General features: G+C 41.7%; 7 protein-coding genes. 2 read left to right on the top strand and 5 right to left on the bottom strand.

Translation table 11 applies throughout. The features are described from left to right. Window positions 1-11: 11 nt before the first annotated feature. Complete coding sequence (locus tag FBD94_RS26330) at window positions 12-1,217, top strand: DUF1398 domain-containing protein (RefSeq protein WP_235884560.1); 1,206 nt, start codon at window positions 12-14, stop codon at window positions 1,215-1,217. 8 nt (window positions 1,218-1,225) lie between these two features. Here the strand turns inward: FBD94_RS26330 and FBD94_RS18680 are convergent, their stop codons facing one another. The 4 genes from FBD94_RS18680 to FBD94_RS18665 are packed head-to-tail and all read right to left on the bottom strand — an operon-like array spanning window position 1,226 to window position 5,940. Continuing rightward, complete coding sequence (locus tag FBD94_RS18680) at window positions 1,226-1,963, bottom strand: (Fe-S)-binding protein (protein ID WP_136881334.1); 738 nt, start codon at window positions 1,961-1,963, stop codon at window positions 1,226-1,228. Between the two features lie 10 nt (window positions 1,964-1,973). Then, window positions 1,974-3,287 (bottom strand): MFS transporter, encoded by a 1,314-nt coding sequence (locus FBD94_RS18675; protein WP_136881333.1) that lies wholly within the window; start codon window positions 3,285-3,287, stop codon window positions 1,974-1,976. 45 nt (window positions 3,288-3,332) lie between these two features. Beyond that, complete coding sequence (locus FBD94_RS18670) at window positions 3,333-4,043, bottom strand: head GIN domain-containing protein (protein ID WP_235884557.1); 711 nt, start codon at window positions 4,041-4,043, stop codon at window positions 3,333-3,335. Window positions 4,044-4,047: 4 nt separating this feature from the next. Then, window positions 4,048-5,940, bottom strand: a complete 1,893-nt coding sequence (locus tag FBD94_RS18665; protein ID WP_136881331.1) for a RecQ family ATP-dependent DNA helicase — start codon at window positions 5,938-5,940, stop codon at window positions 4,048-4,050. 297 nt (window positions 5,941-6,237) lie between these two features. Here FBD94_RS18665 and FBD94_RS18660 point away from each other — a divergent pair, with 297 nt between their 5' ends. After that, complete coding sequence (locus tag FBD94_RS18660; protein WP_136881330.1) at window positions 6,238-9,471, top strand: amidohydrolase family protein; 3,234 nt, start codon at window positions 6,238-6,240, stop codon at window positions 9,469-9,471. Between the two features lie 26 nt (window positions 9,472-9,497). Here the strand turns inward: FBD94_RS18660 and FBD94_RS18655 are convergent, their stop codons facing one another. Next, the gene (locus FBD94_RS18655) at window positions 9,498-13,160 is read right to left on the bottom strand and encodes a glycosyl hydrolase (protein ID WP_136881329.1); all 3,663 of its coding nucleotides are present in this window, start codon (window positions 13,158-13,160) and stop codon (window positions 9,498-9,500) included. Window positions 13,161-13,162: the final 2 nt, after the last annotated feature.

Raw genomic sequence — 13,162 nt, 5'->3', positions numbered from 1 at the left:
ACATATAGATCATGGCAAAATTTGACGGAAAATTCCTGACAGGTGTAATAGGACCTGCTGTTTTTAAGAAGTATCGCAATATGCAATTGGTTACAGGCAAATCCAGGTTGACAAAGGAGAAGCAAACTGAAAACACACACAAAGCAGCAACTCAATTTGGGATCGCCAGTACCCTGGCAGAACAATTCCGGCGAGATGCAACGGAGATCATCACAGATTTTTATGATGGAACAATGGTTTATCGCTTTAGAACAGACGTACAAAAGGCATTGAAACAGGCATTCGACGCTCAATCTGAGGCCTATCGTTTTACAACCAATAGTTTTGATCGGCTCAATGGTTTTGAATTTAATGCGGATTCTCCTGTAATGGATAATTTCTTTGCGCAACCTGAACAGACCATCAATGGAAATATCCTGACCATCAAGTTGCCGGAAATGCATGTTTCAAAGGATATGAAATTTCCAGCAAAAGCGACTTCCTGCTTGCTAAACATCGCTGTGGGGATGTTTGACCTTACTTATGGAAATAGAACGATGTGTCCGATTCAGTCGATTGAAATTCCAAATGGTTCAAAAGATAGCGTTATGCCAGCTCAGGAACTTAACTTTGAAATAGAACCAGGCTGTTTATGTATTTCTATGTTTTCATTTCAGTTTATACAAAAGACATTTTCTGGTAACCTGATCATCAATAGTAAAAGCTTCAATCCTGTTGCTGTATTCAGAGCTGTAATAGCGGATGGGACAGTAGATCAGGAACAGACCAAAGATTGGGATGATATCGAATTGGTGAGGGATTCTAAATTTTTTAATAGCCCTAAAATAGCACTTAAAGCGATTGAGCAGGAACATGGAAAAGTAAAAAGTGGAGCAGATTTCCCCCAGTACATTCAAGCGATCAAAAAGTTAGGCGTAGAAGAATTTGTGACCTATGTATCTGATAGCCATACCCAGTATTTTAGAAATAATGGCCCTCAACTAAGCTCCAAGGCAAAGTATGAACCTTTAGTCGTCGCTGCTGTAAGTCATAAGAAAAAGTTTGCGAAGTATTTGAAAATGCATCAGGCAGGGCAAACGGATTACCTCAGCTTTTGCAAACATTGCGCAGAAACAGGAATCGATAGATGGATAGTGAATTTATCATTGATGACCTGCACTTATTATGATCAGAAAGATCAGCTCATCCTGACAGAATCGATCCCAGGACCCGAATAAAATTGATTTTAATATTCTGTACTCTCCAGCCAGCCGCTTGTCAAAACATCCGCTAAATGCATGGTTTTTAAAGAAATATTATTTTTATCGATGTAACCTTGTAAGTGCAGCAGACATGATAAATCTGTTGAAATGATATATTCTGCCCCTTGTTCCAGCGCATTATTCACTTTTTGCTGGGCCATGGCAGAAGAAATCGCGTCGAATTTAACGGAAAAAGTACCACCAAAGCCACAACACATGTCCGTATCTTTCATTTCAACCAGCTCCAGTCCATGTACTTTAGCTAGCAGTTGCCTAGGCTCTTCTTTAATCTTGCATTCACGTAATCCGCTGCAAGAATCATGATAAACAGCCTTACCATCCAATTCCGCACCAAAGTAATCCCGCTTCAATACATTCACCAAAAAATCAGACAGCTCAAATATATTACCCTGAATATTTCTGCATTTATTATGCAAATTGGTGTTGGTAAACAAATCATTAAAACCATTCTTTACCATCCCCACACATGAGGCCGATGGTGCAACAATATAATCCGTTTCAGAAAAATCATTCAAAAACTTAACACCCGTCTCCTTGGCCTGCTCCCAATACCCTGCATTATAAGCCGGCTGTCCACAACAAGTTTGCGCAGAATTATAAAACACCTCACAACCAGACTTTTCTAACAACCTAATCGTATTGAAAGCGGTTTCTGGATACAATTGATCAACAAAACAAGGCACAAATAATTCTATCTTCATGTAGTTCTCTTTAAGAATGACGATCGGCACTAGCCAATTTCACTTCTACTCTTCTAAGCAGCACCAAAAATACCAAACCTATTATAAAAAACGATGCCAAAACGAGAATAGAATTACGCATACTCCCCGTTGCTTCCTCAATAAAAGCAAAACTGAAAAGACCAATCACAATAGCCAGCTTCTCCGTTACGTCGTAAAAGCTAAAATAAGATGCGGTATCAGGTGTGTTAACAGGCAAATATTTTGAATAAGTAGATCTGGATAAAGATTGAATCCCCCCCATAATCAGGCCAACAATTGCCGCCAAACCATAAAACTGATATTCATTGGTTATAAAATAAGCACATAAACAAGTAGCGATCCATATGATCACGACAAAGATCAGCACCTTAACATTCCCTATTTTTTTAGCAAAATGCGACATCAACATCGCTCCCGCGATCGCCACCAACTGAATAATTAAAATCACAGCAATCAGCTTTGCCGTCCCCAGATGTAACGTTTTCTCTCCAAAACCCGCAGCAGCAAGCATAATCGTCTGTACCCCCATCGAGTAAAAAAAGAAGGCCAACAAAAGCGTCTTCAAAAACTCCATATGCTTTAATTGTTTCCAAACTTTAGCCAACTCCTGAAAACCACTATGAATTACCCGCTTGTTGATAGCCTGATGGTTAGGGCTACTAGCCGGCAACCATCTAAAAGAAATCTGAGCAAAGCCGATCCACCATAAGCCAACGAGTAAAAATGACAATCGCGGCGGAAAGGAAAGATCTACAATCCCAAAAAGCTCAGGTTTCAATACAAAAACAAAGCAAACAAGCTGTAACAATACACTTCCTATATAACCATAGGCATACCCCTTAGCGCTTACCCTATCCTGCTGATCAGGCGTGGCTATTTCCGGCAAATAAGAGTTATTAAACATCACTCCACCCACATAGCCCATTGCGGCTATAGCAAAACAGATGATCCCAAATTCCAGACTATCCAATTTGAAAAAATACAAACCAATACAAGCAAAACCACCCATATAGGTAAATAACTTCATAAAAAGCTTCTTATTCCCCCTATAATCGGCCATTGAAGACAATACAGGCAATAAAATAACCATAACTAAATAGGCTACAGAAAGCGCATAATTAGACAAAGCCGTATTGGTAAACGTCCTACCGAAAAAACTAACCTGATCACCATGTTCCTTGGTCGTAGTTATAATGGTATAATAGGCAGGAAATATAGTTGAAGTGATAACGAGATTGTATGCAGAGTTGGCCCAATCGAAAAATGCCCAGGATCGGATAACCTTTTTATTATTTTTTTCCATGTGTTAAATAAGGCCACTAAAGTAGCTAAAAAACCACAATCGGCACTAATTTACTTTCTCAAGCTTAGTCGCTCCTGATTTTTTTTCATCTACCTTCTTAGGATTCCCCTTATAATAGATCTCACTCGATCCTGAAGTTTTAACCTTCAACTCATTCAAGACATTAATATTGGCTTTTCCGGTTCCCTCAGTTTCGATATTGTATACCCCTACTACGAAATCAAAGGCATTAACCTTTGCTGTTCCATTAATTTTCAAATCATGTACTCCCGCTTGTCCGGTCAACGCTATTTTACTAACGCCATCCACTTTGGTAGTCACCTTAGCAGCACTCAAATCTAAACTCACGTCAGATGCTCCTGAAAAAGTCAGGTCTAAATCGCGGGCATAAATACGCCCATCACCCACAACTTTAACCGCGCCAGCCAGATCTAAATCTTTCAATTCACCAATCCCAGCATGAACCACAATAGAATCGGTACCACAGTACTTATCATAATCCAGTTTTATCTTTAATTCAGATCCAGATACATCCGCTTTCACATAAGTAATGATGTTGGAGTCGGCATCAACCTGAATCCTATAACTACTATCCTGCGTCAAAACCAGCTTAATCGCACCATCCACTTTTATTTTATCAAAACTCTTTACGGATACCGCTCTGCTAACATGATTACCAGAATCTTCGATACACTTGTTTTCGCATCCTGCAAATAACACAGGGATAAATAAGGCAATTAGGGATATGTTTTTCATAAGATTAAAGGTAATAATTTTTACCATCTGTTTTAATTTTTCCAGCGTCCAGCAATGCACGTATCCGTTCTAAACGTTCGTTTTCTGTCCCAGTGGCCATTCCAGTAACCAAAGTATCGATGGTATGCATTTCCACTTGCAAAAGCATGGCAATCTCAAAGTCTATTTTATCTTCCAGTTGATCCGCATCATCCAGCTTTTTCTCTGCCAGACAAACATCACATATGCCGCATTTATCCGAACCTGGCTCATCAAAATAAGTCAACAGTTGTATACTTCTGCACTCCTTTTTAGTAGCATAAGCCAACACAGCATTGACCTGAGCAGTTTGCAATTGCTTTCGCTGCTCAATATATTTCACATCAATATCCATGTGATTAAAATCCAACCTCGGAAGTAAATATTGCAATTGTGGCTGATCTGATTGCGGCAAATAAGATAACAATCCTTGCTCCTGTAAGGTATTCAAATGGCGGACAACATCCTTAAACGAAGACCTGATTTTACCTGCAATATCACCCTCACTAATCTTTACATATTGCTCAAAAGCACCTCCATAAGATCTTAATATAGCTTTTATAAGCGGATCATAACCAGCATTCTCTATCTGAAACCGATAAACATCTTCATTACCAACAATAAACAATAACCTCGAAGGCAGAAATATATTCTCTGATAAAGTCAGATACCCATCATGCTCTAAAAATTTTAGTGCAGCCATGGTTTTAATAATCCCAACATTAAATCTTTTACAAAAATCAGCCAAATCAAAACCAAAGGTCAAGCCTTCACCGGCACCGTAAGCCAGCTGATAGTAGTTACCCAAGTAATGGTAAACTTTCTTAATCTCATCAACGGAAGGAAAACTATCAGCATACTTAGTCTTCAAAGCATACTCGTCCGACTTATTGGCCAGTAAAACGGTGTATGCCTTTCGCTCGTCCCTACCTGCCCTTCCAGCTTCCTGATAATAAGCTTCTAAACTATCCGGCAGATCCAAATGCGCCACAAAGCGTACATCAGGTTTATCTATCCCCATTCCAAAAGCATTAGTAGCCACCATCACCCTTATTCGGTTGCGTTTCCAATCCTCCTGCTTCCTAAAGCGCTCTTCTTTTTCTATACCTGCATGGTAAAAATCTGCTGCGATTCCATTCCTCCTCAAAAAAGCAGCTACCTCTGCCGTTTCCCGCCTGTTACGTACATATACCAGCCCACTTCCCTTCACATTAGTGACAATCCCGAATAGCTTTTTATACTTATCTTCATCATCCAATACCACATAACTCAGGTTTTTACGGGCAAAGCTTTGAACAAATACTTTAGAGTTTTTAAATTGTAGTTTTTCTACAATATCATTCCTCACAAAGCGGGTGGCAGTTGCTGTAAGTGCCAGTACAGGTACATCAGGAAGTATCGCTCTAATCTCACTCACCTTCAAATAAGGTGGTCTAAAATCATAGCCCCATTGCGAAATACAATGTGCCTCATCAACGGCAATTAAGTTGACATTCATGTAGGAGATACGTATACGTACCAATTCGGATAGTAAACGTTCTGGTGATAAATACAGAAACTTGATCTTTCCGTAAATGCAGTTGTCGAGCAATATATCAATCTCCCGTTTCCCCATTCCGGCGTAAATAGCCACGGCTTCAATACCCTTTGCTTTCAAGGCCTCTACCTGATCTTTCATTAAAGCTACCAAAGGAGAAATCACAATGCATATCCCCTCTTTAACCATTGCCGGTACCTGGAAGCAAATAGACTTGCCTCCACCCGTAGGTAATAGCGCTAACGTATCATTTCCCTGTAAAACTGATCTGATGATCTCATCCTGTAGTGGTCTGAAACTATCAAATCCCCAATATCGCTTTAATATCTCTGCTTCGTTCATATGACCAAAGAGTCTTTATACTATCCTGCCGTCATTACGAATTACCAATGACAGATTGTTTTTAATCGGTCGTCATCCCGGTGAAGACCGGGATCTCGCAAGAGAAAAGCCGCTTTGCAGGTGCGAGATCCTGAAATGAATTCAGGATGACGACGAGCAAACAGCATGACGACGAACATATAGCATCTCTGTCAAAATTGCAATCAAAATGTAGCTTTTATATAAACTCTAATCCTCAAAACTATAAAAATGAACTGATATTACTAAATTGCGGGCTTAAATTACAATCCGACTAGTATGAAACTATCGTTTTTACTGTTATCTCTGGTATTAATATTTCAATCGTCATTCGCTCAAGAGAAAAAATGGGAAGTAGACAAATATAAAGGTCCGACAAAAACCTTCACTTTAAACACGGATGAAGGCACCTGGATGAACCTGGATGTGAGTCCGGATGGTAAAGACATTGTGTTCGACATACTAGGTGACCTCTACATCATGCCCATTACCGGCGGTTCGGCAGTATTATTAAGCGGCGGACCAGCCTGGGACATACAGCCTCGTTTTAGTCCCAATGGCCGATACATTTCCTATACCAGTGATCAAAACGGAGGCGATAACATCTGGATCATGAACCGTGATGGCTCTGGCAAAAGACAGATTACCAAAGAAACCTTCCGATTGCTAAATAACGCAACCTGGATGCCCAACAGTGAATACCTCATCGCAAGAAAACATTTTACGGCTTCTCGCTCCTTAGGTGCCGGAGAAATGTGGATGTACAGCATATATGGTGGCGAAGGCGTACAACTCACCAAAAGAAAAAACGATCAGCAGGACGCCGGAGAACCTAATGTTTCACCAAATGGCAGGTATCTTTATTACAGTGAAGATATGTCGCCCGGCCCTAACTTCGAGTACAGCAAAGATCCCAATGGGATGATTTATGCCATCAGGCAGCTTGATTTAACAACAGGCAAAATCACCAACCTTATTGCGCAACCGGGTGGTGCGGCAAGACCACAGATATCGCCCGATGGCAAAATGATGGCCTATGTAAAACGAATCCGACTAAAATCGGTACTTGTTGTACAAAATCTGCAAACAGCCGAAGAATGGCCGATATATGAAGATCTCTCCCATGATCAACAGGAAACCTGGGCTATTTTTGGCGTTTACCCCAACTATGCCTGGACACCAGACGGCAAAAGCATCGTGTTTTATGCCAGAGGGAAGATCAAAAAAATAGACTTAAACTCGCTATTCACCAACAACATCCCATTTCATGTAACCACTTCGCAAACCATACAAGAGGCATTACACTTTCCGCAGCAGGTCTTTACTAACGATTTTACGGTAAAAATGATCCGGCAGCTTACGACTTCTGCCGATGGAAAATTTGTTGTCTTTAACGCCGCCGGCTTCCTCTATAAAAAAGATCTCCCAAATGCTGCGCCTGAACGATTAACAAAGGGCCTTGATTTTGAATTTGAACCCGAAATTAGTGCAGATGGCAAATCAGTTATCTATGCAACCTGGAGCGACGAATTTAAAGGAGCTATAAAAAAAACAGACCTAAAATCAGGCAAAACGGTTACGCTAACCGAAGAAAAAGGCTTTTATTACTCGCCTTCCTTCTCCAACAAAGGGGATAAAATCGTATTTAGAAAAGGTGTAGGCAATGACGTATTAGGCTATGCTTATGGCCGTGGAACAGGAATTTTTACCATGTCAGCCAATGGTGGCCCTAAAACCTTGATTTCTGAAAGTGGCATCAGACCAATATTTAATACCGACGACACCAGAATTTATTTCCAATCCAATGAAGCTGGCAAAAAGGCTTTTAAAAGTGTAGATCTAAATGGAGGTAATGAACGTACCCACTACACTTCAACTTATGCTAACCAATTTGCACCTAGTCCTGATGGCAAATGGATGGCTTTTACCGAGTTATTTAACATCTATGTAACCCCAATGGTTACTGCCGGCACAGCACTCGAACTTTCCTCGACCAACAAGGCCATTCCACTTACCCGGATCACTAAAGATGCCGGGACGTACTTGCACTGGAGCCACGACAGTAATAAAATCTTCTGGACACTAGGTGAACAGTACTTTAGTCGCGAGATCAAAACAGCCTTCAATTTTACAGAAGGATCTGCACAAAGTATCCCTAAACCAGACAGCATTGGCCTTGCCATTGGTTTAAAACTTAAAAGCGATGCACCCACTGGATTAGTCGCCTTAACCGGTGCCAGAATCATTACCATGAATGGCGATGAGGTGATTGAAAACGGCAGTATCCTTATAGAGAACAATAAAATTGTATCTATTGGCAAAAACCTACCTATTCCAGAAAACACCCGGGTGATTAATGTAACCGGAAAAACCATTATGCCCGGTATGATTGACGTACATGCGCATTTACGTACCAGTCCGGATGGCATAAGTCCACAGCAAGACTGGTCGTACCTAGCCAATCTCGCCTTTGGTGTAACCACCTCTCACGATCCATCCAGCAATACGGAAATGGTATTCAGTCAATCGGAAATGATAAAAGCAGGAAGACTCGTTGGCCCTCGCCTATACTCTACAGGTTCCATTTTATACGGTGCAGATGGCGACTTCAAAGTAGTCATCAATAACCTTGAAGATGCCTTATCAAACCTCAGAAGGCTAAAAGCTGTAGGCGCATTTTCGGTAAAATCTTACAATCAACCTCGCCGTGATCAGCGTCAGCAGATCCTCGAAGCAGCCAGACAATTAAAGATGATGGTTGTTCCCGAAGGTGGATCTACATTTTTCACCAATATGAACATGGTAGCTGATGGACATACAGGCATTGAACACAGCATCCCGGTAGCCCCGGTTTACAAAGATATTACCAGCTTCTGGAACAAAACCGCAGTAGCCTATACCCCAACGCTAATTGTAAGTTACGGTAGCCAATGGGGCGAAAACTACTGGTACGACAGAACCAATGTTTGGGAAAATGAACGTTTAATGGCCTTTACCCCTCGTTCTATCATAGATCCTCGTGCCCGAAGAAGAATGACCTCCGAGTATGGTGATTATGGCCACATTGAAGTAGCCAAAGCGACAAAGCAAATTGCAGATGCCGGCACAAAAATAAATCTGGGCGCACACGGACAGATCCAAGGTTTAGGTGCACATTGGGAATTATGGATGTTGGCACAAGGTGGAATGACGCCATTACAGGCTATTCGTTGCGCTACTGTAAATGGAGCTGCTTATTTGGGGATGAGTAAAGAAATTGGGTCTTTGGAAGTCGGCAAACTGGCTGATCTTATCGTGATGGATGCCAACCCGCTTGACGACATCAGAAACTCCGAAAAAATCAAGTATGTGATGATTAACGGAAGGATTTACGATAGCTTATCGATGAATGAAATAGGCAACCGTGAAAAAGTGCGTGGAAAATTATGGTTTGAAACTGGAAAAGGCATGGTATATACCTTCCCTACTGGCGTTTCTGAAACCTGGACATATACTACTCCCAATTGCGAGTAATAAATATGCCCAGGCATCAGGCCATCTTATTTTTGAAACTCTAGATAAACTGGCCCTAATAGGCCAGCTCTTGGATTTCCGCGGTAAGCAGAAGGAATCGTTTGATAATGATTAGACAATGTGCTATACACCAAAACTTCTATCTCATTATCGCCGACTTTCAGAAATGAACTAATGTCGGCTTTATAGGGCTTAGACATCAATGTTACTACTTCCTTTCCATTCACTTTAACAGCACAGGTGGCTACCACTTCCCCAAGGTCCAAAGTAATTTTTCCTTTGAGCTGCTCTGTAGTTATCGGCATAGTTTTACGGTAATAAAGTCCACCAGAATAATGTCTCATTTGCCCTGTTTCAGCCCAGTCGCCAGCAGCTAGTAAACCCGATGTACAGAACAATTTGATAGGGAAAGGGAATACTGCTACATCCTGAATACCGGTTTGAGTTTCAATTTCCATCGCTACTACTGCAACTTTTTCTTTCCTTTCTAGCAACGTAATCCGATAAGTATTCAACCCCTTCTCTGTTTTTAGCAATTCAATATTCTTGCTGGCCAACGGTTTGCCATCTATCCATACCTTAGGATTATTTCCGTAAATACCCATTTCCATTTTCTCTAAACCAGGTGCAGATTTGAACCGATAGCTGTAGGTCTTATATTCCCCCTTATTAGGGTCGAACATGAGCTTGGGCGACATATACCAGCGCATAGCTAAGATTGTAGAATATGGCGACACTATTTCCGGCAACGGGCTTGATGCCGGCAAAAAGACAATTGCACTTCTTGGCCGCTCATCACGGGAGTTCGGTCCAACTTTAAAGCCCTTTTTAGGTACATTTTCATAGCCCGCTAAAACTGCATGCCAACCTTTTGTAAGTTGGATTTCTCTGCCTTGGAGCAATTTCCCATCCACATAAAACCGATCAGGCTGCCGTTCTCCAAGTTCAACTTGATACAATTCTGACTTAGGCGCATACACAAACGTACTAAACAGATGACTGCCAACGCCGTCCAAAATCAAGAAACCATCATTAACTTTGGCTTTTAATCCATGATAGCCCTGAGGTCCTGGATGATCCCAAACCCCAAAACGCCAGGAAAAACGATATGGTTTCCAACTATTTAATTTTCCACCCAAAGCCCGCTGTATCAAAGTATCGAAATTTTTCTCTGTAGAGTCCAGTAGCCACTGCATCTGGTATCCATAATCATAAATTCCTTCTTCCCAATTCTGGTCAGAAAATGATGGAGATGTCCAATCTTTGGCTATGTCGTTGCTGGTACTAAATTTAAAGGTCCTCGCTTCAGTACTGATCTTTTCCGCAGTAGCAGGCAACCTGAAATCTCCCCATTTATTGTCCATTGTAGGTAAATAACTAATCATCCAATCACCCTTAACAGCTATTTTCTCTATTGCCTTTGTAGCCAGCTGACCTTCCGTTGCAATCAAAGGAGTACCGGGCGAAAAGACGATGATACTCGAATTACTATAACCGGCATCTGATCGGATATAGGTACCATCACTTGTTTGTTTAATGACAGGTAATATTTTTGTCTGCCCCGTCTTGGCGTCCCATAATTCAGGACGTCCCTGCATCCGGTAAAAAACTTCGTTACCAGGTGTTATATTCATGGTCATGTACAGATCTTTGTCACCAATTTTGCGGTGCAGCACCTTACCTCCTCCTTCACCTGGGATAAAATCCGGCGTAATGTGCTGTGCCAGTATGGCTGCAATATTCAGTGTATCGGCAAGTAAGCCTTTTCCACCGGAAGCATTCCGACGGAGACCGGACTTTTTACCTGCTTCCTGTTCCTTTGCCGTTAAACCGAAAATCTCCTTTACAATAGCATCAACTTCCTGATCGTTACTGCCTTTACGTGTACTGGCCATAGGTAATGCACCTGTGGCTACGACTATTCCTCCTTTACGGTAAAAATTTAGTGCCTGCTGCAAGGCCTCATAATGCATCGCCTTCATGTCAGGTAGGATCAGGATCTTGTAAGCCATATCTGATATTTTCAGGGATTTGTCACTGATTTCTGTTTTAAGGAGTGACCTGTAATCCATAAAATCATAATCCAGACCGGCATTGCTTAATGTTTTTGCGGTGGCAAAACTTACATTAGGTCTGGTACCTGGAAAAGCCTGCATCGGTTCGGTAGGATACATCAAAGCGATATCACTAACGTGAGTGCCCTGACTCATCACAAAACTTAAACGCTCGCCATATTCCAGCCATTTTTTCATATGCGGCCAGTAAGGCATGCGGTAGTGAAAATCTGGTGGCGCCCACTCCCACCATCCGCCATGGGTAGTGTAATAGAGGCCATGCATACAAATGAGATTACCTCCTGCAATAAAATGATGGTCCAGCTGTTCGGTCAGCCACTCGCCACTACTGCCCCAGCCCATGCTGTGAAAGGCCTCCAGCCAGGTACGTGGACGCTTGTACAAATGCGCAACGGAGCTGGACACTTTGGTTTGTATAAAAGAAGAGCCCCTGGCTGGGGCATCATTTCCGGGTGCGGTATACCAGCTTTCTACACGAAAGTAATCTACATAATTTAACGGCTCCAGTCCCCGATCCAGGTTATCTGAACCATAGATGAGGCCACGACTTGCATGCCAGTCATAAATGGGCTTAAAATATCTTTCTTCTGCCAGTTCCATCAGCACATCCGCATAATCCATACGTATCTTTGGGGTGATTGCGCCGATATTTTCTTTTAACGCGGGCAGATAAGGCAGTACATCATAGCCTTTTATTCGAGTAAATTGCTGAGCAAAATCTTCCGACCAGGTATTCATGTTAAACGGTATGAACAGCTCATCCTGAAAGAAATAGTTCATCCCTTTGCGACCCTGGGTATCCATTTTATCTTCGAAACGCTGAAAATAGTGTTTTACCAGTTCCTTACCATGATCGGGATGCAGCATGTAATTATTCCTGGCCACAATGGTATACACGTTCCAGTCTGCACCCTTTGGCGCCTTAAATTCTACCGTCCCATTTTTAACTTTATCCTTAAGGTTTATAAACTTAGCTGAACCAGGTTTTACAGGCCATGCCGTGATGCTCACTACATTAGCTGGAACCGTGATTTTTAAGCTTGTATTTGCTACTATACTATCTACTTTAATCGTTAATGCTCCTTTATAGGACTTAAATTTATCAAGATCACGCACCTCATCTGTTGAATATCCATTCCCTACCCATCCAATTGTGTAATCGTCTAAACCTACGGCCATGCCTCTTTTGGCAGCCTCACCAGAAAACCAGTTCCATGTTTTCCACCATTCATCTGAATAAACAGCTGGATTGCCAGCCTCGGTTCTTCCATAAAGTCCATAGCCGTTCTTTTTATTAAACTCATAATCAGCACCCTTCGGATCAGTATGGAGATAGCTAACGGCGAATCCATCTGTAGCCGATTCTTTTAGAATATCCAATTGTTCAGTTAAGCGAGCACGGGAAAGCGTATCTCCGTTCCACCAAAAAAAGGGAACATTACCATATCCTTTAGGCGGATTAGCGAAACCCGGCCGTACATCAAAGCCTGGCTCCCTACTAGGGTAACCGCTATATTTCGTATCATGAGGAAGGTCATTTTTCATCTGTGCATCAACTACTGCACAATAAAGTACCAGACCAAATATCAACAAGAACTTAAGTTTAATTTTCATGG

Source organism: Pedobacter hiemivivus, assembly GCF_005144565.1.
Taxonomy (GTDB): Bacteria; Bacteroidota; Bacteroidia; order Sphingobacteriales; family Sphingobacteriaceae; genus Pedobacter; species Pedobacter hiemivivus.
The sequence above is the reverse complement of the archived record's forward strand: the minus strand, read 5'-3'. Positions and strand labels throughout refer to the sequence as shown.